This is a genomic window from Paenibacillus sp. J22R67 (genome assembly GCF_059692175.1).
This window is the reverse complement of the sequence record NZ_JCAUAX010000006.1, coordinates 62,808-87,298: the sequence shown is the minus strand read 5'-3', so window position 1 is coordinate 87,298 and position 24,491 is coordinate 62,808. Positions and strand designations below refer to the sequence as shown.

Annotated in this window: 20 protein-coding genes; 5 read left to right on the top strand and 15 right to left on the bottom strand. The window is 49.0% G+C overall.

Annotated features, from left to right (window positions below):
* The first annotated feature begins 117 nt into the window (after positions 1-117).
* Positions 118-945, top strand: a complete 828-nt coding sequence (locus tag AC58VC_RS22440) for a DUF2935 domain-containing protein (protein WP_497371509.1) — start codon at positions 118-120, stop codon at positions 943-945.
* 11 nt (positions 946-956) lie between these two features.
* Positions 957-1,130, top strand: a complete 174-nt coding sequence (locus AC58VC_RS22435; protein WP_497371507.1) for a hypothetical protein — start codon at positions 957-959, stop codon at positions 1,128-1,130.
* Positions 1,131-1,700: 570 nt separating this feature from the next.
* On the opposite strand, the gene AC58VC_RS22430 is transcribed toward AC58VC_RS22435, so the two are convergent.
* Both AC58VC_RS22430 and AC58VC_RS22425 read right to left on the bottom strand, forming a co-directional pair.
* Complete coding sequence (locus AC58VC_RS22430; RefSeq protein ID WP_497371505.1) at positions 1,701-2,381, bottom strand: HD domain-containing protein; 681 nt, start codon at positions 2,379-2,381, stop codon at positions 1,701-1,703.
* On the bottom strand, positions 2,378-3,433 hold the full coding sequence (locus tag AC58VC_RS22425) for a helix-turn-helix domain-containing protein (protein WP_497371503.1): 1,056 nt from the start codon (positions 3,431-3,433) through the stop codon (positions 2,378-2,380). The genes AC58VC_RS22430 and AC58VC_RS22425 overlap by 4 nt, the downstream gene beginning before the upstream one ends.
* Before the next feature lie 208 nt (positions 3,434-3,641).
* Between AC58VC_RS22425 and AC58VC_RS22420 the strand changes: the two genes are divergently transcribed.
* A complete protein-coding gene (locus AC58VC_RS22420; protein ID WP_497371501.1) occupies positions 3,642-4,094 on the top strand; it encodes a flavodoxin in 453 nt (150 codons plus the stop codon).
* A 325-nt stretch (positions 4,095-4,419) separates the two neighbouring features.
* On the opposite strand, the gene AC58VC_RS22415 is transcribed toward AC58VC_RS22420, so the two are convergent.
* On the bottom strand, positions 4,420-5,103 hold the full coding sequence (locus tag AC58VC_RS22415) for an MgtC/SapB family protein (protein WP_497372126.1): 684 nt from the start codon (positions 5,101-5,103) through the stop codon (positions 4,420-4,422).
* A 573-nt stretch (positions 5,104-5,676) separates the two neighbouring features.
* Here AC58VC_RS22415 and AC58VC_RS22410 point away from each other — a divergent pair.
* Positions 5,677-6,990, top strand: a complete 1,314-nt coding sequence (locus AC58VC_RS22410; RefSeq protein WP_497371499.1) for an efflux RND transporter periplasmic adaptor subunit — start codon at positions 5,677-5,679, stop codon at positions 6,988-6,990.
* Positions 6,991-7,035: 45 nt separating this feature from the next.
* Positions 7,036-10,152 carry an efflux RND transporter permease subunit gene (locus AC58VC_RS22405; protein WP_497371497.1) on the top strand — a complete coding sequence of 1,039 codons (3,117 nt, stop codon included), beginning with the start codon at positions 7,036-7,038 and terminating at the stop codon, positions 10,150-10,152.
* A gap of 108 nt (positions 10,153-10,260) precedes the next feature.
* Here the strand turns inward: AC58VC_RS22405 and AC58VC_RS22400 are convergent, their stop codons facing one another.
* The 12 genes from AC58VC_RS22400 to AC58VC_RS22345 all read right to left on the bottom strand — a co-directional run bounded on the left by AC58VC_RS22400 (position 10,261) and on the right by AC58VC_RS22345 (position 24,416).
* Positions 10,261-10,950: a response regulator transcription factor gene (locus tag AC58VC_RS22400; RefSeq protein WP_145658534.1), complete on the bottom strand. Its 690-nt coding sequence runs from the start codon at positions 10,948-10,950 to the stop codon at positions 10,261-10,263.
* Positions 10,947-12,422 carry a sensor histidine kinase gene (locus AC58VC_RS22395; RefSeq protein WP_497371495.1) on the bottom strand — a complete coding sequence of 492 codons (1,476 nt, stop codon included), beginning with the start codon at positions 12,420-12,422 and terminating at the stop codon, positions 10,947-10,949. Before AC58VC_RS22395 ends, AC58VC_RS22400 begins: the two co-directional genes overlap by 4 nt.
* A gap of 5 nt (positions 12,423-12,427) precedes the next feature.
* Positions 12,428-13,177 (bottom strand): DUF2705 family protein, encoded by a 750-nt coding sequence (locus tag AC58VC_RS22390; RefSeq protein ID WP_497371493.1) that lies wholly within the window; start codon positions 13,175-13,177, stop codon positions 12,428-12,430.
* Positions 13,170-13,907 carry an ABC transporter ATP-binding protein gene (locus AC58VC_RS22385; protein WP_497371491.1) on the bottom strand — a complete coding sequence of 246 codons (738 nt, stop codon included), beginning with the start codon at positions 13,905-13,907 and terminating at the stop codon, positions 13,170-13,172. The genes AC58VC_RS22390 and AC58VC_RS22385 overlap by 8 nt, the downstream gene beginning before the upstream one ends.
* A 65-nt stretch (positions 13,908-13,972) precedes the next feature.
* On the bottom strand, positions 13,973-14,896 hold the full coding sequence (locus AC58VC_RS22380; RefSeq protein WP_497371489.1) for a hypothetical protein: 924 nt from the start codon (positions 14,894-14,896) through the stop codon (positions 13,973-13,975).
* A gap of 772 nt (positions 14,897-15,668) precedes the next feature.
* Positions 15,669-16,829 (bottom strand): Ger(x)C family spore germination protein, encoded by a 1,161-nt coding sequence (locus tag AC58VC_RS22375; protein WP_497371487.1) that lies wholly within the window; start codon positions 16,827-16,829, stop codon positions 15,669-15,671.
* Positions 16,826-18,277 (bottom strand): spore germination protein, encoded by a 1,452-nt coding sequence (locus AC58VC_RS22370; RefSeq protein WP_497371485.1) that lies wholly within the window; start codon positions 18,275-18,277, stop codon positions 16,826-16,828. Before AC58VC_RS22370 ends, AC58VC_RS22375 begins: the two co-directional genes overlap by 4 nt.
* Positions 18,274-19,371 (bottom strand): endospore germination permease, encoded by a 1,098-nt coding sequence (locus AC58VC_RS22365; RefSeq protein ID WP_497371483.1) that lies wholly within the window; start codon positions 19,369-19,371, stop codon positions 18,274-18,276. The genes AC58VC_RS22370 and AC58VC_RS22365 overlap by 4 nt, the downstream gene beginning before the upstream one ends.
* A gap of 163 nt (positions 19,372-19,534) precedes the next feature.
* Positions 19,535-21,832 (bottom strand): RNA polymerase recycling motor HelD, encoded by a 2,298-nt coding sequence (helD, locus tag AC58VC_RS22360; protein ID WP_497371481.1) that lies wholly within the window; start codon positions 21,830-21,832, stop codon positions 19,535-19,537.
* Between the two features lie 16 nt (positions 21,833-21,848).
* A complete protein-coding gene (locus tag AC58VC_RS22355; RefSeq protein WP_497371479.1) occupies positions 21,849-22,820 on the bottom strand; it encodes an ABC transporter ATP-binding protein in 972 nt (323 codons plus the stop codon).
* Positions 22,821-22,851: 31 nt separating this feature from the next.
* Complete coding sequence (locus tag AC58VC_RS22350) at positions 22,852-23,643, bottom strand: ABC transporter permease (protein WP_497371477.1); 792 nt, start codon at positions 23,641-23,643, stop codon at positions 22,852-22,854.
* Complete coding sequence (locus tag AC58VC_RS22345; protein WP_497371475.1) at positions 23,640-24,416, bottom strand: ABC transporter permease; 777 nt, start codon at positions 24,414-24,416, stop codon at positions 23,640-23,642. The genes AC58VC_RS22350 and AC58VC_RS22345 overlap by 4 nt, the downstream gene beginning before the upstream one ends.
* Positions 24,417-24,491 lie beyond the last annotated feature (75 nt).

Sequence of the window (24,491 nt, the reverse complement as noted above, 5' to 3'; positions counted from 1 at the left end):
TTTACCACAAATTCCGACGAAAGCTGTTCTCGAACCCGAAACTGTTGAATACACTTCGGTATGTGTAGTATCGGCAAGGCTTGGCCCGAAGTTAAGAGACCTAGGAGGAACCTTTCCATGAGCCTAAATGAGACCATCACACCCTGGCAGGAACAGTTGTTTTGGGTTGAAATCCTACAGGATCACGCCATTTTTGTGGACGAGGCGCTTGCTAATGAAGAGGTGCAGTGGATCGCCACTGCGAAGAGGTACATAGCCGCTTTCACCGAACTGCGGAACCGCATTTTGAAAACAGACCCTTCCCTGCCAGTCTCCTCGGAAACCATGATTCAGCTCTCTAAAGACATATACCCCGTTGCGCACGGGTATTATCAGTTTGAAGGCTTTATGCAGCATTTGCGAATAGAAAATAAGGTCGTCATCTCGCTGACGCCCGTGTATTTTAACGGAACTTTACTCGAGAACGGCGAGTATTTGCGAATTTTACATGCTTGGATGAACGGTGTGCCTTACGAACCCCTACCGCTTGTTGCGCTGATGGAGATGTGGCTGGAGGATCAACTTGGACATACCGTGCTTCTGGGCAATCATTTGGATCCAACAGAAATAGAGCTGCTGAAAAGCACTCAGCAGTACGCGCAGCAATTCAGCGCACATATCGTCAAAAACACCGCCATCCGCGGCTTCCTCCGCTTCACTGCACCGGGATTCCCGGTCCAGCAGAAGTTCGCCAGACAAGTGGCGGAGACGGTCATCGGCTTCTATCGGGTCGTCGAAGAGGTTATCCGTGAGTATCAGCATACCGAGCTGCTTAGCCGCCTGACCCTGCGTTTCCTTGAGCATCACCTGCCGGAAACATGCTATTTCTTGCGTAAGCTGGCTGCTTACAACGTGGAGATTCTTACATTGCCGAATTGTCCATTGACGAAGCCGTCGTTTGAGTGATTGAAAGTCAGATGAGTGCGGTGAGTACGGCGAGTACGGTGAGTGCGGTGAGTGCGGTGAGTGCGGTGAGTGCGATGCGTGCGATGGGTGCGATAGGTGCGATAGGTGCGATAGGTGCGATAGGTGCGATAGGTGCGATAGGTGCGATAGATGCGATAGGTGCGATAGGTGCGATGCGTGCGTGAGTGCGTGAGTGCGATGCGTGCGTGAGTGTGCGATGAGTGCCGTGCCGTGCGGTGCGAGTTGGGAATCTAGAGGTTCGTTGTACTTTGTGCAATGTAAAGACCGCCCGAGGCATATACTACTGTTCTTCATTGTAAAAAGTGCAATCATTTTTGCCTAAAAGGCTAGAAATGGCTCATTTCACACCAGAATGTTGTATAAAATGCAGTATAGACAGGCGCTGGGAGCTAATTTAGGCATCAGGTTGTATTATATACAACGTAAAAAACCGTCTGACCTTCTAGACGGTTTTTTACGTTGCACAGCACCGAAAACATCAAATGAATTAACAGGAAAAAATCCTGTTAACTTGCATACTTGCCCACAGAAATTTCAATTAACTTGAAATAATCCCGTTAATTTCATCTCAAATAATTAATTTGCGGGGTTTTCGCAGGATTAGATGGATAAACTCCAGCTAAACCGTTCAAATGCTGCATTCGAGCGAAATTAACGGGAGATTTTCCCGTTAACAGCCAGCCCATAAGTCGACATCGCAAGAGCCGAGCCCTTGCTACCGCTGCAAAAAAAAATTAACGCTCGCCTTCCCACTCCGCATAAAACTGCTTGAGGTACTGCTCCATGAAGCGGTGCCGCTCCTCCGCAAGTTTGCGGGCGTAAGCCGTATTCATCAGCTCCTTCAGCTTGAGGAGCTTCTCGTAAAAGTGATTAACCGCGGTGTCATTCCCCGCGCGATACTCCGCTTCCGTCAGGTGCTCACGCGCCGTGACGGAGGGATCATGAATCGGGCGGCCCTTCCAGCCCGAATAAGCAAATACGCGCGAGATGCCTACCGCGCCTATCGCATCCAGCCGGTCGGCATCCTGCACGACCTGGCCTTCAAGCGTGCGCATCGGAGGCCGCGCGCCGCCCTTGAACGACATCGTGCTGATGATCTCCAGCACGTGCTCCACTGTGGCCGCCGGTGCACCGCTGGCGGCCAGCCATGCTTCCAGCTCGCGCTGAGCAGCGGCTGGATCCGCATTCAGCTTCTCGTCGACGACGTCGTGAAGCAGCGCTGCAAGCTCGCAGACGAAAGCGTCGGCGCCCTCTTGGGCGGCGATGCGCTTCGTCGTCTGCACGACGCGATAGATATGCCACCAATCGTGGCCGCTGCTATCGCGCTCCAACTTCTCCTTCACGAGCGTTTCCGCCGCGAGTAAGATGCTCTCTTGTTGCTCTCTCGCTAAGTATTCCCCATCATGCTGCGTCATTTCTTCTTTTTCCTCTTTCCTTCACCGGATTTACCTTCGCTAGACTTTCCTTCGCTTGTTTTTCCTTCAGTAGTTTTTCCTTCGCTAGACTTTCCTTCACTAGTTTTTCCTTCAGCATTTCTACCATCACTAGCTTTTCCTTCTTTGAGCTTTTCTTCAACAGGTTTACTCGCAGCAGCTGCGTGTTCCAGTCCTACCTCAACAGATGGTGTATCCTTTTCTCTACCTTCAGCAGCTGTATATTTCTGTATGATTTTCTTAAAATTTTTCCCATATTTATCTTCCAGCTTAGCGCCCATATCCTGCTGCAGCTCGTGAATAACCACATCGCGCCAAAAACTATTGAGCAGCAGCTCCACCATCGCTGGATGCTCAGTCAACATCGTAAGTGTCGGCTCGTCGCCGCCTCTTGTGCCAACAATGGCCAGCTTACGGTCGATCAGCAGCGTAAATTTCCGCCCATTGCGCTCATTCCACATGGCATCACGTTTATGCGAGAACTGCTGCACGCCACTCGGCAGAGACGCATCGCCGATCGTCGAAACAAGCAAGCGCACTCCTTGCGCCGGAACCTTCCGCAAGTCTTCCTTCAGCAGCTGTGCTTCTTGCGCCCATAGGTCGCAAAGCACCTCTGCCTTCGCTTTCCTCAGCTCCGTTCGGATGCGATCAAGCACCTTGGCATCGCCTTCCAAGCTGAAATATTCCGAACGATGCGTACCCTGCTTCGGCATATGCTCTTTCACATAGCGGATCGACGCTTGCAGCTCCGCCTCAACACGCTCGCCGATCTCCTCGATCGGCACGCTTTGGTAGTGCGTCGGCTCACCGTGACTGGTGAGCACTGCGCCCTTCTCCGCCAGCTTCTGGAGCGCGGAGTAAACATTCGAACGCGATACGCCAAGCTGCTTGGCGATTTCATAACCCGTTTGTGTGCCGCTTTCGGCAAGCACATGCAGGCACTTGGCTTCCAGGTCTGTGAAGCCGAGATTTTTCAAATGCAGGTGGATATCCTCCATGCCAGTTCCCCTTTTCATAAGCTGCGATAAGTTCATGTTTTCGATATTGTAACATGATTTCTGCCTCAAAGTCGTATAGTCCTTCCTTGCCGGCTATCTCAGCAAAAAATGTTGATTCTCAATAAATTCTCAATTAAATGTTGACAATGATAATCATTATCAAATAATATGAAGGTGGTTGGTAACAACAAGACATTTACAAGATGACTACATACCTATAAAAACAATTCGTGGAGGGATTCCCATGCCAAAAATCATTATCGTTTACGCCAGCATGTCAGGAAATACGGAGGAAATCGCTGAAGAAATCGCTGTGGGCATACGTGAGGCAGGCATTGAGCCTGTTGTGAAATCCGTCATGGATGTGAGTGGTGTAGATCTCGTGAACTACGATGGAATTCTGCTTGGAGCTTATACATGGGGCGACGGCGATCTGCCAGATGAATTCGAAGACTTCTACGATGAATTAGAAGATCTGGATCTAAACGGCCGCAAATCCGGTGCATTCGGCTCCGCTGACTCCTCTTACACACACTTCGGCGCTGCCGTAGATACAATCGAAGCTAGACTTGCCGAGATCGGTACTGAGAAAGTGTTTGACGGTTTGAAAATCGAATTTAATCCGACTAGCGAGCAAAAGAAATTATGTCGCGAGCTAGGTGCGAAGTTCGCTGCTGCTGTCGCTGTTTCGGCCTAATACATGTTGGCGGGCTTTGGCACCTTGCTAGGCTCGCTTCTTATTGAGATCGTCCACCCTATATTGCACTTATTACAATAACATGGATTAAAAGAAGTATCGTCTCAGTTCCTCGTTGTATATCGTGCAACCATTTTAGCTAGAATCGCCCGATTATCTGCCATTTGTCTGATAACGTTGTATTTTGTACAACGAACTACCCATCAGGTAGCGAAAACCTCCTCTTTCGCTGCACATAATGCAACGAAGCACCCGCCACAACCTATTAAACCCCGCAAAAAAAAGGATCGGAACGCAGCATTAAGCCGCTGCCCAATCCCTATCTCTACAAAGTCTCTACTTCCGCCATTTCAATATATGGCATGCTCTTTAACTCTTCATATACTTCTGAAGCGTACTTACGGTCAATGAAAACAATGAAATTGAGTTCCTGCAGCTCCTGGCTCAACTCTTTTATGTGTACGCTTTTCATTCTATATCCTCTAGCAATAATGTCCTTGATGATATTCGTTAAATTACCCTCATGCGACACGATAAGCTTGACTCGCAAATCTTTCATTAATAGCGGTCTTGGCCCTATTTTCTTAATATAGTAGGGCAATACCACGACACTCACCATAATTAGCAGCAATCCCACAAACGCTTCAACAAAAAAACCTGCGCCAATGGCAATTCCTAACCCAGCTGCTCCCCAAATCATCGCCGCCGTCGTTAATCCAATGATGACGTCATTATGCTTCCGAAGTATGACCCCTGCGCCAAGAAATCCGATCCCGCTAACTACCTGCGCCGCAAGCCGCATAGGATCCATTACATGAAGCCCGGGAACTGCATATTTATTCGCAGATTCAATAGATACAATTGTCAGCAAGCAACTGCTTAGACAAATGACTAATGAAGTTTTGAGTCCAAGCGGTTTATTTCTGATTTCTCGTTCTAGGCCAATAATTAAACCGAACATAGCTGCGATTCCTAGTTTTATTAAATCATGTATGTCCACAGTCACCATCATCGTTGTTGTCTCCCCTATGTTTAGATAACCTTTACAATATATTAACATTAATAAGGTGTATATAAACAGGGATGAATGAATTGCTTTTTTAGGTAGAAAAATACAAAAAAACCTTCTAGAGTTGTTCACTCTGGCAGGCTTCTTTTACATGCTTATTTTACAAGTATCAGGTACCTTATCTTATTTTCGTAGAAACCGATACAACCCTACTTAATACGATTGCCGGAATAAAAATAATAGACATCGTAAACCAAATATTCATTTAAGTCCTCCCTCATCAAACGAAATAGAATTCCTCCCTCGCAACAAGAAGTGATGCCTTCCTATATCCTAATCATTACCAATTACAATGCTATTTCTATAGCCTTCTAAAAATATTGACCGAAAGTCACTTTATTGTTATAACTGTACTTATATAATGTTAGATAAAATAGATAGGGAGGCACATTAATGGGGTGAGGCTTAAATAGTTTTACTTGCTCAAACCGCAAGTAAAAGTTGACCGCAAGTCATACTTAAAGCTGTATCTGATTTTATATGAAGTCCATTAATAACTAGGGAGGCTCAATCATGGAGCGTGGGGGAAACATTGTTGCTCGTTCAATACTAACGAAGGATCATTTTGTGCGGATAACTGGAAAATTCGTATCGCACAAAACAGGTCTTCTATTAATCATGACCGCTACTGCACTCGCAGGCTGTTCCAGTGAAGCACCATTATCTCCCGCGATAACTGCCGAGCAGGCGGCCGGTGCCGGGGTAACGAGCAAACCTGTGAAAACGGCTGCGGTTACCACACAAGCATGGGCAGGTGCCAAAACACTCACTGCCGATGTCATTCCTTCGCTGGAGTTGAACGTCGTGCTGAAGGCGGATGGCGATGTAAAGTCCGTGCTGAAAAAACGCGGAGAACAAGTCCAGAAAGATGATGTGATCATCGAGCTGAATAATAAAGATTTGCTTCGCCAGAAACAAAAACTGCTTTATGCCAGGGCTAGTCTTGAACAACAATTGTCCAAGGCCAAAAAGGATTGGGACGACGGCATTCTGGAGTTAACCAACAATATTGCCATAACCCAGCAATCCTTGGACGATGTCACGAAGCAGTATAACCGGGTTCTTAATGACTATGACACCGGAGAGGCAACGAAAGAACAGAAAGAACAAGTGGAATCTCAAGTCAAACCGTTGAAACTCAATCTTCAAACTTTGCAACAGAAACTTCAGACGCTCCAAAGCACCCAACCGCTAGCCGCCATAGAGTACCAATTAGAGGCTAACGATATCGATCTGCAGGATGCGGATGTCAACCTTTCTTATTTTGAAGTCAAGGCGCCTGCGTCTGGACTTTTGACCGAAATGCCCATTGAGGAAGGCATGACGCTTGCCAGAGGACAAAAAATCGGCGTGGTGCAGCGGCATTCGCCAATCAAAGTCCGCGTCGAAGTAACGGAAGCAGATTTGCCTCTCGTGCAGGGCAAACAGAGCCTATCGTTTCACACTTCGGATTCCCCTGATACCTATGAGGGAAAAGTGACTTATTTGGCGAACACAGCCAACACCCAGACGAAGACCTATTCCCTGGAACTTGAAGCCGGGAACGAAAACGGCCGCCTCAAACCCGGAATGCGCGTACAGCTCCTACTTGCTGGAGACGGCGAACAGCAAGTCATCACCGTACCGGCGAGCAGCATCCTTCGCGAGGATGGCGAGCCCTATGTATTCATTTTGAATGGAGACCATGCCGAAAAAAGGACAATCAAGCTCGGCCGCAGCAAGGATGATAGAACTGAAATCACACAAGGGCTCAAGGCAGGCGAGATTCTGATCGTCTCCGGTCAGTACCAACTTAAACATATGGAGAAAGTAACGCCCGGTGAGTAGATTCGGCTTTCTAACCGAAGCAGCTGGACAGAAGGAGGAATCCGCTTGATTGCCAAACTGATCAAATATCAAAAGATCACCCTGCTATTTTTTGTCGTTCTCGTGCTGCTAGGTGCTTTCAGCTTTTTATCGCTAAACCAGCGTGAGAATCCGGAAATCACCGTATCCATGGCTACGGTAAAGACGATTTATCCCGGAGCATCGCCGGAGAAGGTCGAGCAACTTGTCACCAAGCCGCTCGAAGAAGAAATTAGAAAAATGGAGTCGATCAAGTCGATCGATTCGACTTCCTCCACTAACGTGTCCCTCATTACCGTTGAAATGCAGCCTGGGGTTGATAACATGCGGGCCTGGGATACGCTCCGACAAAAGGTGCAGTCTGCACAAGGCAAGCTGCCCGCAGAGGCAGATCAGCCAGAAATCAATGATGATTTGGCCAAGACATCGGCGCAAATCATTCATTTGATTGTGGAAAACCCTTCGGAGTTGGAGTCTTTGCGGTCCATTTCTGAAACATGGAAGGATCAGCTGCGCACGGTTGCCGGCGTCAGCGATGTTGAAATTGTAGGACTTCCCAATCAGGAAGTGAAGGTTATTCTGAACAAGGAGAAGCTCGAAAGCTTGCAGCTTCCTTGGCCGCTAGTTATGCAGGCGCTCACCACCGCTCACGATCGCACGCCAATCGGGAACATGACGGCCAATAACAATAACGCTTACGTTCAATTGACAGGCGAATGGAAATCCGCCAATGATATTGCCAATACGGTCGTTTACCGACCGGCAGGGCAAGGCAATTCACTTAGCCTCAAAGATGTCGCAGAGGTTAAGATTGGCTCTCAGAAAACGGAAGAGGAAGTTTTCTATCAAGGCAAACCCGCTATTGATGTCGTCATTTATCCAGCCAAAGGAGAAGATATTCCTTCCTTGCAAACCGGGATCGACGCCAGGGTTTCCGCCTTGCAGGCTCAGCTCCCCTCGCATGTGGCGATGGTATCGTTGTTTACGCAAAAAGAGAATGTTGATCATCTGTTTGCCGACTTGTCACGGGAAATGCTGATCGGGATGGCTGCGGTGCTAGTTGTCTGCATCCTTGGGCTCGCATTCGGAACGTCCATTATTGTCGCTTTGGCCATTCCCGTTTCCATTGCACTCGGCTTCCTCCCGATCAGTATGACGTCCATCGATCTCAATCAAATTTCCATCGTCGCGCTGGTCATTGTGCTTGGCATTCTTGTCGATGATGCCATTGTCGTTAACGATAATATCGAACGCAGATTGTCTCTTGGCGATTCTCCTCTGGATGCCTCGCTGAAAGGCAGCCAGGAAGTTGCGATTTCGATTCTAACCGCAACGATCGCCACGGCAGCCGCTTTTTTCCCGCTGTTTTTCTTAAAAGGCAACATCGGGGACTTTATCAAGCCGATTCCCGTTGTCGTCAGCTTAACGTTAGCTGCATCGATGGCTATGTCATTAACCATCATTCCGATTTTCCGCAAATGGAGCAGTGAACGCAGCCTACGCAAAGGAGTGTCCGCCCAGAATAAGCTGCCGGGACTTCTGGGAAAACCTATTTGGCTTCTAAGCGAGTACTATGAAAAGCTCATCCGCCGCCTGCTGCGAAAACCGCTGTTAACCGGAATGATAGGCCTTGTTATTGGCACGTCCAGCTATGGGCTCCTGCCCTTGCTGGGCGTTCAGTATTTTCCGAGTGCGGAACGAAGCGAGTTTTTGCTTGATGTGAAAATGCCCGTAAGCGCCGACTATAAGCAAACCGCCGATATGATGAAAAGCTTATCCATTTGGGCCGCTAAGCAGGATGGTGTTCAATCTGTTTCCACCTACGCAGGAAGGACAACACCTAAGTTTTACTATGCGGAAACTGATTCTGTTGGAACAAGAATAGGTCAATTATATGTCAAGGTTGACGAATCCCGAACCCATACAGGCAAGCTTGTATCCGACTGGCGAGAGCAGCTCAAGCGTATCTATCCAGAAATCGAGTTGCTGCCGAGAGAACTGGAACAAGGCCCTCCCGTCGGAGCGCCGATTGCCCTTCGAATCAGTGGCCCGGATTTAAGCGAACTAACCTCTCTCTCCAAACAGTTGCAAACGATTCTGAAAAGCATTCCGGGCACCGCCAACGTCTCTGACAGCGTCGGTGATGAAACCTTTACCATGGATCTGCAGCTTGATCAGGAGAAAGCTCGTTATTACGGCGTCACCGAGAAAGATTTGTCGGGTACAGCCCGACTCGCAACCGACGGGATTGAGGTTTCCAAGCTGCAACTCGGCAACGAAGAAATTCCCGTCACATTGTACAGCGAGGCCAACCAAACGCCTTCCAATGAAACGATAGGAGAACTGCTCGTTCCTTCGCAGTCCGGGCAGCTGTACCCGATCAAGCAGTTCATCAACGTGCAGGACGACCGCATGATCACCTCCGTGCAGCATCACAATCTGGTACGAACGATCACAGTAAGAGCATACACGGACGGAAGATTGCCGGCGGAAATTGTCGCCGAGCTGCAGAACCAAGTTAGCAAACTGCAAAAATCGAACGCCTACTCCATTGAATTTGCAGGCGAGAATGCTGACCGGAACGATGCCTTCTCCTCCATCGGCAAGCTTTCCATTGTTGTTGTATGCCTTATTTTCATCATTATTGCGATCCAATTCTATTCATTGTCCATACCTTTCCTCGTCATGATGACCGTTTATCTGGCCATGGGGGGCGCTCTAATTGGTTTATTCGTAACGGGTGCGCCAATCGGTTTCATGGCGCTTATGGGCTTTGTCAGTTTGGCAGGAATTGTCGTGCGCAACGGCATTGTACTGGTTGAGTTTATTGAAGACGCCAGACATCACGGCATGGACTTGTACGATGCCATTGCCGAATCCGGCCGTGCGCGGCTTCGCCCCATTCTGATGACGTCCGCTACCGCAATCAGCGGCCTCCTGCCGATGGCTATTATGGGAGGCAGCCTATGGCGGCCGATGGCTGTCGTCATTATTTCAGGGCTTATTGTCTCTACGATACTTACGCTTATTATCGTCCCCTCCTTCTATCTACGGTTAGCCCTATGGAGGGATAAACGCAAGCTGAAGCGGAATGCGGCGGCAAAGGCAAACCTTCCGGCCTCTGGCGGAACAACTTCTCTATAGATTCCCGGCATCAACAGCGAAGACGCTGAACTAACAGGCCTTAACATTGGAAAAAGACTGCATGTGCTCCCCGTAATTCGGGAGCACATGCAGTCTTTTTGCTTCATTTTATATCCGGAACCGATATCCGGCACCCCAAATCGTCTCAATATACTGCGGATTTGAAGGATCTTGCTCAATCTTCTCGCGCAGCTTGCGGATATGTACCGTGACTGTCGCAATTTCGCCCATGGCATCCATCCCCCAGAGGAGATCGAATAACTGTTCTTTGCTGTACACCCGATTAGGGTTCATCGCCAAATGCGTGAGCAGGTCGAATTCTTTCGTCGTAAAAACAACCTCACGCTCATTCACAAAAACACGGCGCGCTGTTTTATCAATCATCAAACCGCGAATCCGAACCTCGTCATTCTTCGCTTCACGTCGCCCCATCAGCCTTTCGTAGCGGGCAAGATGCGCTTTGACCCTCGCCACCAGCTCGCTGGGGCTGAAGGGCTTGATCATGTAATCATCGGCGCCGAGACCCAAGCCGCGGATTTTGTCGATGTCTTCCTTTTTCGCGGAAACCATTAGAATCGGGATGTCCTTCTCGCTGCGAACGCGCCGGCAAATCTCGAAACCGTCCATCTTCGGCAGCATTAAATCGAGAATGATGAGGTCATACTCCGTGGAGAGCGCAAGCTGCAGCCCTTTATCTCCGCTATTCTCGATGTCGACTTCGTATCCGCTGATCTCTAGGTAGTCCCGCTCCAGCTCGGCGATGCTTTGTTCATCCTCAATGATTAAAATCCGGCTCATCCTTGACTCTCCTCCTGCTTGTTAAGCGGTAATGCCATATAGACGGTTGTTCCCTGCCCGATCATGCTCGTTGCGCCAATACGTCCGCCGTGCTCTTCCATGATTTGTTTGGCTATCGCCAGGCCGAGCCCGCTTCCTCCGGTCGCGGTATTGCGCGAAGGATCTGCCCGATAAAACCGGTCAAATATATGAGGCAATGCCTCTTCCGAGATGCCTTGACCGGAATCTTTTATTTGTATGACGGCGTTGCCGTCGATTTCTCTGAGTGTTAGGGTGATTCGGCAATTGCCTTCATCACTGTATTTGACTGCATTTTCAATGATGTTCAGCAGCACGCGCCGCAGTTTATCTCGGTCTGCCGTTACAAGGAGAGGCTCCTTTGGCAGCTCGGTAAGCGTGAAATGAACGCCTTTTTTCTCCATATCGAACTGTAATTCTTGCGCGCAATCCAGCACATACTGACCTAGATCCACGGTTTCGAACTGAAATGGAACTTTGCCCAGATCCAGCTTGGAAAATAAAAACAGCTCATCGATCAGCCGATCCATATCTGCCGCTTTCGTATAAATGGTTCGAATATACTTCTCCAGCTTATCCGGAGAGTTCGTGACGCCGTCCATAATGCCGTGGGCGTATCCTTTAATCGCCGTAACCGGCGTCTTCAGATCATGCGAAATGTTAGAAATGAGCTCCTTGCGGTTTTCTTCATATTGAAGCTGAAGTTCAACGGATTTCTTGAGCTTGCGCCTCATTTCTTCAAAAGCTCTGCTGAGCTCCCCGATTTCATCATCGGACTGCTGCACCACTTCAAAATCGAGATTGCCATCTTTAATTTCCTCCGCCGCCCGTTTGAGAGCCCTAAGCGGTTTAATGATGCTGCGTGAAACGAAGTAGGTCAGCACACCGTTCGTGCCAACAAGAATAAGTATAAACGTTAAAATAAGCGATTTGGAAAACTGATGCAAATATTTCTGAAAAGGACCTCCATCCAAAAATACAAAGACGGACCCTTTACTGTTATCGGAGAACAGGAAATCCTGCTGCCTAGTTACCCACAGAGAGCCTTGATTACGTTGAAAATGGCCAGATGAAGTGCCGTAAGCGGGAAGTTTGGAGCTATTCTGCGCCTCCCCCTCTTTCAAGTAGGGTGAACTGTACGTAATTTCTTTCTCTTTGCGGATGATAATACCCATATTAATTTTATGGAAACGATCCTCCAAGTCCTTAATAAACACGGGATCGAGAAAAGCGTCAGGTTCTGTTTCCGTTTTGGCTTTCATGTAGGCGACATTCTCAAGCTCTTGGTCAACCACGCGTTTAATCGGATTGCCTTGGGAGAAATCAACCTGAAAGACTGACTTCAAATTGCCGAACGTTGCGATGGAGATTAGGATCACGGCTAGCCCCGAAAGGACGAGAGGTACAAGCAGCATCGCGATGTATGAGAGTACCAGCCGTAAGCGAATCGACATCGTGTTCAGATCTCCTTTTTATCAAACAAATAAAAACCTGCTGTAAAAAACAATATACTACACGCTATCAAAAACATAAAGATGCTGCTCACCTTGCCAATCGCCATGCCGCTTCCAATCCAAAGCATATGCCAGTCTGTATAGGCTGTAGGCGAGTACGTTGCAATCTGCGGGATAAAAAAGGCGGCCACTTTAAACGCCAAATAGAGAAGTATGCTCACCGTCAATGCCGAGGAGGAGCTGGAGAAGAACTGCGCCAGAAACACAGCCGCGATACTGAGCACAATCAGTGGCAGAAAAGCAGCGCCATATGCTAGGAACCAGGTCATGATCGTGTCAAAGCCGCCAAAATGCTGGAAAAACAGGGCTGAGATAACGGATGCCAATAAACCGGCAACTAAGTACAGCGCAATAAAAACACCAAGCGCAATCTGCTTGGAAGCAAACACCTTGAACCGCGTAATAGGCCGCGTCAATGTGTTCTTCATCGTACGGTCGCCCATCTCACCGGAGAATACATCTGCTGCGCCCATGAAAACGAATAATGGCAGAAAAATACTCGTCAGCAGCCCCAGCATGATGATGGGAAAATCTTGCGAAGCAATGGCTCCGATTCCAATACCGCTTTGGAACTGAGACAGCAGCAGCCCTGCTAAGAGCGGAAGCAGCAGCGTAACTACAAGGAAAAAGATCGTTTTCTTCTTGGACGTGATTTTGATCGTTTCGTTCCAGACGTTGGCGGTTAAGCTATGCATGCGCAGCGAGCCTCCTTACTTCTTTAATTTCGCGTAGATACGCTTCTTCCAGCGTCGCGCTTCCTTGTGCTATCTCGGGCACGAGTCCCTCGCGGACAAGGCGTCCTTGATGAATGATGCCCATGCGGTTGCACATTAGCTCCATTTCATGGATGAGATGGCTGGAGATGAGGAAGGTGATGCGCTCTTCTCGCGCCAGATGCATAATGATTTCTCGGATGTGAACCATTCCCTCGATATCCAGACCATTCGTCGGCTCATCTAGGATGAGCAGCTCCGGCTTCGACAGCATCGCTGCCGCGAGGCCTAACCGCTGCTTCATGCCCAGTGAGTAACCCGCTACCTTTTCCTGCTGGAAAGGGGTAAGTCCGACGATCTCCAAAACTTCGTCTATGCGCTGCTTCCCGATGCCTGGATAAAATCTCGCGGCCAGCTCCAAATTCCGTCTGCCGCTCATATAGATGTAAGCTTCAGCGGTTTCGATCAGCACACCTACCTTGGCCATCGCCTGCTCATAGTGCGTTGACACAGGATGACCAAAAAGTTTCACTTCCCCTTGCTGCGCTTTGGTTAGCCCGGTCATGATCTTCATGACGGTCGTCTTCCCGGCGCCATTGGGTCCGAAGAACCCATAGATGTCGCCTTGCTGCACGGTCATGTTCACCTCATGGATGCCGCGCAAATTATTGTAAATTTTCGTTAGACGATTGATTTCTACGACTGGCTTCATACATTAGCCGCCTTTCAGGGAAATAAGGAGGTGGGCGCTTGCCCTTGCCTCCTTCATTGTTTTCCTTAGTTCCTGTGGTGGGATTTCTCAGGATCAATCTTTACGGTTTCCAGCTGCTTCCCGGTCAAATCAACGGTATCCGGTGTTGTAGAGTTCAAACTGGACAGCGTCATATTCACACTCAATACAACATTGTGTGCTGTACCTTGTGCATCTTTACCGGAAATATGAATTTGTGCAGTTTGATTGGTGATATGGTTATCGCTATCCACGCTTGCGTTTACTTCCACTTCATCCATTTTGATGTCGGAGGTTAACTGAGGAAGGCTGTTTTTGAGGGTCGTTACATCAATACCAAGCGTATCTGCTTTGGATGGTAGCGGACGTTGATTATTCTCCATTGCACCATGCTTGATGGCAAGGGAGCCGATCGTGTTGACCACCGGAGAAATTTGGCTGCCTGACAATTTAAAATGAATCTCCTTCACGTTGCCTGCGGCTTCATCCATGGTGACATAGTTTTTGAGGTTGCCGACTAAGGCGTCGACCACATTTTCCACTTCGCTTACAACTTGAGGGTCCGGTGTGTGTTCTGCGCCTTCACGATCTTTGAATTTGCCGCCCATGCCCTCTCCTTCTAGCACTTTGTACACATCAGAATCATCTGTTTTTATAATTTGTTTGCCGTCTTGGTTGTAGAAATGAATGGTTTGTTCGTCCGCGCCATTATTCACGGTCACTTCTGCGCTTCCTGCGTGATTCTCACCACTGCTTTTAATCGTGGACTTCACGCCCAGCAATTGAGCTCCGTTATCCTGCAGTGTCACGTTCACTTGGCGTGTTACATTGTGTACGGTTGCCGTTTGTTTCACGGCTGATTTAAACGTTTCGTACCCGGGCGCATCGCCCACACCAGCGTATACCGACGTTACCAGCATCATGCTGCCTACCGCCACGCCTAATCCCATCATCGCTAACTTCTTATTCATACCTTATAGCCTCCGCGTCTTCTAACGCTCTATCTAATTTGGATGCGTTCCTCGCTTCCATGTATTCATCTTATCCCTCCGATCTTAATTGCCTCTAAAACACCTATTAACCTCGCCTAAAACAATTCTTAAATATTTCTAAACTGGTCGGCGGGGCGAGCGTGTTAGTTTGTGTCTGGTTGTGCCTGGGGGAGCGTTGGAGTGACTGCGATGATTCGGGAGAGGTGGACGGGCGTGGAGTGACCGCGATGATTCAGGTGGGTGGACGGGCGTGGAGTGACTCCGATGATTCGGGTGGGTGGACTGGCGTAGAGTGACTGCGACGGGGCCGATAGGGTGAATGTGCGCGGTTGGATAAACGAGGTTCAGACCAGGGAAACGCCAGCATAGTAAAGTTGGCAACACACCAATAATCAAATTCAGGCGAGGCAAGCTGCATAAAGTACATCAAACTAAGAGTCCACCACCCATTTGGGCGGAGATCATGTAAAAAGTACATCAAATTATATGGAATCCCCTCATTTTCTGCATATCCCCAGCAATTTGATGTACATTTTGCAGGATTGTCTATCAAATTCTCATAAAATCGAAAATTTACTGTACTTTTTGCAGGTTAATCCTGCCTTCTTTACACGAAAAGCCTCACCCGCCACATAAAGAAACTGGAGTCCTCTATATTAAGCCAAATTAAGCCAAGCGTCAGCCATAGCAAAAAGAAGCAAGCTTTCGCTCCCCCCCGCTGCTCCGCTGTACGGAGCACTTTTTGCTATGATCAGTACTGTTGATCTTTAACCCTCTCCCTCAGCATACCGGTATGCGTGAGCTGAACATCCACTCGGACATCCCCTAACTGATACCCTTCAAGCGGCTGCTTGCCATTCGAGGTCAGATTGGCCCACTGCTTAGAATCCTGCCTATACAAGGTGTGCTCCAGCTGATAGATATCAACGCCTCGGCTTTTGCCTTGCTTGAACGTTTCCTCAATTTCTTCTGCCATCTGCTTTTCAATTTGTTTGCGTATGGAGTCCTCATCTACTGTCTCCTGAGATTCAATCGTGATCGCCTTGCATTTCACATGAACATCAAAAATCAAGTTCTCCCCCTTGTGCAGCGTAATGCGGGGTTTCGGACTTTGAATGGAAACAGTTCGAACGGGCTTCCCGTTAATATAGACTACTAATGGCGAACGAGCGGTGCTTCTCTCCATCCACCTGTCTCCCTTAAACTGATTATATGAAAACCATTCGACTATATTATTTTTTCCTAAAGCATAAACACCGCTAACTTCTAATTTGGGATCAGGCTTCAGATTTTTCTTCCAGGCATCTTCTCGAATGCTCAAAGTCGGCATCATCAAAGTGTAACCAGGTTCACGAATCAAAGCAGCAGCCCTGTATAATCGGAACGGACGTATAAAGGAGAGTTGGCGATAATTATCAATAGGGTTCATCAATATGGACGCCATAGGAGAGACATTAAAAAAGGGAACAACCGAGAAAATAGCTTCAATTGACTCGTCGGTACTATAGACCCACTGGGTAAATCTTGTTTCACTGTATCGAACAGATCCGTCCATAAATTTACCAATCCCTTGCTTCAGAGCCTCCTTGGAAAATAAATAAGCGCCAACATGCCCCCAAAAAACGCGCTGCTGCGTCGTTTTATACAAGCGATTGAATGCTTCATTAACCGTGGCTCCCTCTTCACGACCTACCCAAATCTGCGGCGGCTGCCCAACTTTGCCCCCCTCCTGTTTGGCAACGGAGCTGAAATCCAACATCTGTGCATAAACGACGTAACGCCCTTTTTGGAAATCGAAACCTATCGCCGTAAAATAGTTCGTGTCTTGGATTGTTTTGATATCCCAACAGCCTGTCTGACTGACGAGAATCAGCACCCCAATCATCATCCGTCCTACTCGCTTCATGATCATTGATGATCCTCACTCTGACGTGTGTCGTCCTTCGGACTTAGCATCTCAGGTCTACTCTTCATACTGCTGAAAGGCTTAGCGAAAATGGCAGGAATCATATCCTTAAAGCGTGGCGGCGATAAGGGAGACAAGTACGGAACACCGAATGACTCTAAGGTAGACATGTATAAAACAAGCCCGATCAGTGACACCATGAACCCATAGATCCCAAAAATCGTCGATTCCAATAAGATAAGCACCCGCAAAATAGTCACGATCCCAGCAAGTGTCTGGTTCACGAGCGTATACATGGCTATAGTTGATATCGAGGTTATAACAAGGGTCGTCGGGCTAGTGATCCCAGAGCGAATCGCCGCGTCACCAACAATCAGCCCTCCAACAACGGTGACGGTTTGTCCGACGACTTTAGGCAGCCTCGCGCCAGCTTCTCGAAATAACTCGAACAGGAGAAGCATGATAATAAAATCCAGCGGACCCGATAACGGCAATCCTAGTCTAGATGACGAGATGGTAGCAACTAACGGAAACGGAATCTGATCGAGATTAAACGCAGAAAGGGATATCCAGAAACCAGGAAGAAACGTGGCAACGATCAAGCCCCCCAAGCGCAGCACACGTTCGAACGCTACATAATAAAAAGGCGAGTGCACATCTTCCGGTGACTTTAATATAAACATGAGGTTCGCCGGGGCTATTAGAGCCATGGGAGACCCGTCAACAATAACGGCGAATCGCCCACGGAGCAAGCTGTCTGCTACGAAATCTGGTCTTCCCGCGTAATCCAGCAGGGGAAAGAAGTTGTATTTCTGCTCGGTTAACAGCTCCTCCAGCTGCGAACTGGAAATTAATGCGTCCACATCAATATGCTGCAGCCGGCGCCTGGCATCCTGAAGGATATCCGAATCGATGACATCATCGATATACATAAGAGCTACGGTAGTGTGGCTTCGCTTGCCGAGTTCCATTTTTTCGCAACAAAGACTGCGAGTTAACAACCTTTTGCGAATCAACGCGATATTGGTTACGATGCTTTCCGTGAACCCGTCCCTAGGGCCTTTAATAGAAGTTTCCGTATTGGATTCCTCAGGTGAGCGATTGGGCGGATTGGATAGATCAAGTCCAAAGAGCCGCTGCTGACTTTCAAAGAACAGAACCAGAAATCCTGCATATACCTTGACCGTCATCGTTTCAATCATGTCAGGTCCCGTTATTTCCTGCATTTGAAGCAGGGTATCGAGCGCGAACTCGGACATGTCCTCCTCCTGCCGATGTGAGATGACATGCTGAAGGTTAGGGAGTACTCGCTGCTCAATATGATCCTTATTGATCATACCTTCGCAATATATTAATAAGATCTTCTTTCTGACATTCCCCTCAGAAAATGGGTACTCTTTGATGATGACATCATCCGAGGAGGCAAACCATTCCCGCAACTCATGCTCGTTCACTTCATCACCTTCTCCTTTCGCCTCACCGGCAGGATGGTCAGCACAAGCAGGACACAGAGCAGACCTGCACCAGTAATAAACATCATGGGGTAATACCAGGCTTGGATAAAATGCACCATCTGATTGTCCGTAATCGGCAGCAGGCAAATCGTAACGAAAAAGCCACTCATCACGATTAAAAACACCGTTCGGGTACGTTTCTTTTTCAGCATCAGCACATCTACGGCAAGAAACATCAGCATGGACATGCGAATACACGCACCCGATATCCACTGAAAAATGGATAAAAAATCCAGATGGGAAATATATTTCCCAAGCGTCACCATACGCCATTGTTCAAAAGCCGGATACCTTAATTCATCCGCTTCAAACGGCCCGAATATCGCAATGGCGCCAATTAAAGGACCCACTGTGAGACCAACTAAACAGGCGCCTACGATAAGCAGCGAGGGCAGTCGAATGCGGGTATCTGCATGATGCTGAAGGAAAACCATACTTAACAGTTCAAAAGAAGAACCACTGGTTAAATACATTGATTTCAGAGCAGGCCCATAGCCATGTGTAAATAAGGGCGTAAGCAGACTGTAGTCTTTGTATTGAAAATTTGCGCCCATCACAAAAAAACCGAGCAGAACAACCACAGGGAGCAAAATACCCGAGGTTATCGCGATGGCCCGCATCCCTTCACGAGCGGCAAAAAAGCAAAAAATCATAAACGCCAACGAGATCATGATCGGAGGGGTCCGGGGTAAATAAGAGATGTGTGTCCAAGTCACCATATCTTGCATGGTTATGATCGCATGCGTCATGGCGATGCCAATGACGACCACTTTTAGAAGGAATACAACGAACTTCCCATATCTCTGTCCTACCCACAGCAGTAAATTCTGCTGCTTAGAGCGCCTGATAACAATATACATGAGACATACCCACAATAGGGTAGGCAGAACAGATAAGCCCGCACCCACCCAGGAATCACGTTTGCCGTCATGCAGCAGCACAGGGATTAAGAGCACATGATTCGTTATAGCAATTGAAATAATAATGACGTAATACAACTGAAGCGCAGTAATTTTCCTATAACTTGCAGCCATAAGTAATCTCCCACTTTGGAATTAGGTGGAAACTTTTTATCTGTTAAGGTTTCCAATCCAGGTAGAATTATGCAAACAATGCAAACAGCAAAAAGCCGCCCTCGAATCCTCGAAGGGCGGCATCTTCACATGCCGGGCAAACCGAATAGGTATGGACAAATATCTAATCTTGCGGGAGAAAAGGTGTCAATTCACCTAGGTAGCAAACATCAAGGTGATGCAGCGCACGGGTGCAAGCCGTATAAAACAGCTTGCGCTCCTTCGCTTCCGCGTAGACAGCCTCTCCGGCATCGTAGAGGATCACGGCGTCAAACTCGAGCCCTTTGGCGAGGTACGCCGGCATGATCATGACGCCTGCCTCGTAGTGCAGCGTCTCCTTCGTGATCCGCGTGAGGCCGGGCAGCAGCGGCTTAAGAGCTGCGTGCGCGGCTTCCGTCTCGCGCTCGGTCTTGCACAGAATCGCGACGGAGCTAGCACCGCCATGCTGACGGGTCAGCGCCGTATCCGCGACCAAGCGGCAGAGCTCGGTCTCGCTGGCCGCACGTAGAAGTCGCGGCTCCTCGCCGCTGCGGCTGAACGGCTCGATCGGCTCGCCGAACGGGAGCACGCGGCTCGCGAATTCGACGATTTCGCGCGTTGAGCGGTAGCTCTTCACGAGACGGATCGTCTCCGTCTCCTCCTCTTTCATCAGCTCGCTGATCGAGCTGTACTCGTTCTTTGGCCCTTCGCCATCCTCGCTAGCGGCGTTCGCGTGCGTGAATATCCCTTGGTTCCAGTCGCCAAGCAGGGTAAACCGAGCGCGCGGGAACAGCTTCTTGAGATACGCATAGTGGAACGGCGAGTAGTCCTGCGCCTCATCTACCAGACAGTAGCGAATGGTTCCCACACGCAGCTGCCCTTCAACGAGCCCCTTCAGATACACAAGCGGCGTCGCATCCTCGTAGTGCAGAATCCCTTGTTTCAAGGCAGCGGAAGTGAAGGAGCTGATGCTCTCCCAAGCTTCAGGAAGCTGCTGGCCAGCCTGCGCCATCAACTCCTCATGGAGTTCTCTGTTCGTGTATAGATCACGATACATAACGAATACGTCGACATAAGCAAGGTTGCGTGCCTTCTCCTTAAGCGGAGCGATCGCTTTATGCGCCTTCATTTTGCTCATCTTCTTCATCTCGGGTTCTGTACCCATATATTTGGGCTCCCGTACCATTTTGCGATAGAAACGTTTCTGTGCATCCGCTTGAATCACATCCAGCTTCTCCAGCATCCACTCGGATAATTGCTCCATGCGTTCACCAAGCGCGAGAATCGAAGCTTTGCCGTAGAAACGTTCGCTGAGCTCTTCAGCCGTAATCAGCACTTTCTTCCCAACCGACAGGTCAAGGAAACGGATCCCGCCGTGCTTCAACTTCTCGCCATAAGCCTCAATCACGCTGAGGAAGGCTGCCGATGTTTTGTACGGTATGCTTTGCATCCGTGCCTTATAGGCAGGATCTTGCTCCGTGCCGGTCAGAATGAATTCCAGCTGATCGTAGGGGTCTTCGAGCTTTAACCCTGTGTCGCTTAATTTATGCGTTAAATAATCTTGAAAGGTCGTCTGCTGCATGGTCGCTTCGCCCAGCTCCGGAAGAACGTGCGAGACGTAATCGCTGAACAGCGAGTTCGGCGAGAACAAGATCATATTATCGGCGCTGAGCGTCGTCCGATATTTATAGAGCAAATACGCGATGCGCTGCAGCGCGACCGAGGTTTTGCCGCTGCCAGCCGCGCCCTGCACGACAAGCACCTTGTGCCGGTCATCGCGGATGATCTGGTTCTGCTCGCGCTGAATCGTCGTCACGATGCTGTGCATTTTCTCGTCGGCGCTGCGGCTGAGCATCTTCTGCAGCATCTCATCGCCGATCGAGATCCCGGTGTCGAACACATCCTGCAGCTCGCCGGCTTTGATGATGTACTGGCGCTTGAGCAGCATTTCGCCACTGACATCCATCTCCGGTGTATGGTACGTGGCCGGTCCCGGTGGATAGTCGTAGAATAAGCTGGCTATCGGTGCTCGCCAGTCGTATATGAGTATTTCATCCGTCTTCGGATCAATGAAGGAGGTGAGACCGATGTAAATCTTCTCGCGCTCCTGCTCGCCTTGCTCCTGGAAATCTATGCGCGCGAAATACGGCGCATCAACGACGCGCTGCAGTTTGTACAGCGCATCCTGCGCCACCTGAAAGCTGCGCTTCTGACCCATCAGCACATGCTCCTGCTGGGCCATACTCGCTGCCGTCTCGATGAGATCGTCAGCGTTGTCCGCATTGACGGAGATATCGTCCCAGAAGCTTCGTCCGATTGCCGTTAATTCCGAACCGCGCTGATCTACCGTCTCCCCCAGGTCCATAATTCGCTCTTTAATTTGGGAGCGTACAGAGGCAACACGCTGATCCTCCCGCTCCCGTTCTTCTTTATTAATTGGCATTTATTCTCCCTCCTGCCTATTTGTATACCCCGTGAATGACTTCTTCAAACTCAGGTTCTTCCATATGTACATCGTCCATATCGCCCCAAAGACTGACAATGCGCAGCACATCCATCGCTTTCAGTTCTTGGCGGTTGCACGCGATTGTCAGTACGCCAGCCTCCTGCTCCACCACGCGGAACGGCAGCTCCCAGCTATCCGGCACTTTGATATCCCCGCGATACGTAATCTTCATCATCGTTGGCAAACCGATTCTGTCTCTTAGTGTATCCAGCGAGCCGTCATATCCGATCTGACCGTGATTAATCACGATCACTCTTTTACATAACTGCTCGATATCATCCATGTCATGCGTCGTCAGCAAAATCGTTTTCCCAAACTCCTGATTTAACGTCTGCAAAAAGCTGCGAATGTTCTTCTTAGCTACAACATCCAGTCCAATTGTAGGTTCATCAAGGAACAAAATATCGGGATCATGCAGCATGGATGCCGCCAGATCAGCGCGCATACGCTGACCGAGCGAAAGCTTGCGAACGGGCATATCCATCAGTTCTTTAAGCTCCAGGAGTTCATTCAACTCGTCTAATCTGCGGCGTGAGGCGCTCTCCTCCACGCGATACATCGCTGTTAGAATTTCATAGGAATCCTTAACTGGCAAATCCCACCATAGCTGACTGCGCTGCCCGAACACGACGCCAAGCTTGCCTACGACGCGCCTTCGGTGCTTTTGCGGACTTAATCCATGGATCAGCACTTCACCCGATGTTGGATGCAGGATGCCAGTCAACATCTTAATCGTTGTTGATTTTCCCGCTCCATTAGGTCCAATATACCCGACGAACTCGCCAGATTCAATCTCAAAGCTTAGATCTCGTACAGCTTCCTTTTCTTTATAGGCCCGCGAGAACAAGGTGCGGACACCTGAAAACCTGCCTTCTTGGACGACCGGGGTTTGAAATGTTTTGCGCAAATTCGTGACCGTTATCATGTTGATGCCATCCCTCCTTTTATTAACGCTATTAACTTCCTGTACTTTGATAGCGGGATAAGCCCAGTTTCCAGAATCGCATAGCCAGCAAGAGCGCAGCACAAGCAACGCCCACAGTTCCCAGCAGCATTCCGATGCCACCTTCGTGTCTCAATAAATATAAGGTCGGTATGTAGTTCACAAAGCCTACAGGAACAAGCACTAGAAGGGCTCCTTGGAGCCATTTCGGATATAACGTAAGCGGATAGCGAGCCGCCGTTTGGGAGGCGTCCTCCGTCATATTTTGTAAGGACTCGATGCGTGTCAGCCAGAAGCCCGCAGCTGCCGTAGCCAGCCCGATCGCAAATAAAATAACCGCTCCCGTACAGATGATTAATGCCGTTAACGGAATCGCCGACCACTCCATTTGCCCGTTAGCCATCAGCGCTCTCATTGCAATGATTAGTAAAATAATGCCCTGCCCGATTTCAGCGAAGAGGATGCGGGAGTTTTGTGTCATTAGCGCCAGCAGCACGGGGACAGGGCGCGTCAATAACGCATCCAGGTCACCGGATACGAGATATTTTTCCAAATGATGCACATCTGAAGCCAGTGTACGGTAAATTGCTTTGGAGATCATCATAACGCCGTAGAGATAACAAACTTCATATAGCGTCCAACCTTTGATATCGCCGAAACGCATCATCACTAACGCCACCATAAGAAATTCGGAAACCTGTATGCATGAGGCCATAGCCATTGAGAAAATAAAGTTAAATTTATACTGCATCCGACTGCGTATACTCGCCTTGATCAGCAGGAGATAGAGCCTCACAGACATCATCCGCCTTGCACCTCCAGCTTTCTTCGCACTGCTTGCGTAACGGCCAGACAGACACAAGTAAACCCGATGCCCCAAAGAAGAGCTCCGAGCACAATCGTGCCTTGTTCAAGCTGCATGTAAATACGAGTCGGATAATAGAGTAGATAAGGATAAGGTGTGAAATTACTTATGGTGCGAAGCCAACCCGGCAGCCATTCGAGCGGAATGAAGAATCCGGAGAGCAGCATGCTGAAGGAGTAGTTCAGCCAGTAAAACCAACGGGATTCCGTGGTCCATAAGGCAGCAATGCCGATCAAATAATTCATGCAAATGGAGATATAAGCTGCTGCAACCAGCGCAATCGCTGTCCAGCCATAAACCGAAGCCTTGTGTGGAAGCTGTAAGGAGAAAATGAAAAAGTAGAGGACGTAAATCGGGATAAATTTATACAGAAACTGATACCATATTTGGCCCCATTCCCTGCTCATAGCTTGATAGAACAAGTGCACGGGTCTCATGAGATCAACCGCAATCTGACCTGTGCGAACCGATTGTTCGAGTCCTAGTCCGTTCGTCGTAAACTGTGTAATCCATAGGATCGCCTGGTTAAAAGCAATGTAACCGACCATCCCTTTGGCCCCGTAGTCGCCGAGCGAGGAGTCGCTCCCTAGTCCAGACCAAATACTTGCATAAATGAAGCCAAACACTGCACTGACGGCGTTGTGGAGCAAATGCGAACCGCGATATTGCAAATTCCTTGCATATGCCTTACGGGCTAAAACCGCGAAAAGCATCGTACACCTCCTATGTTTTTTCGTGCAAAAAAACGATTTTCCACTGCAGCCGCAGCGTAGAGACGGAGTTCCATA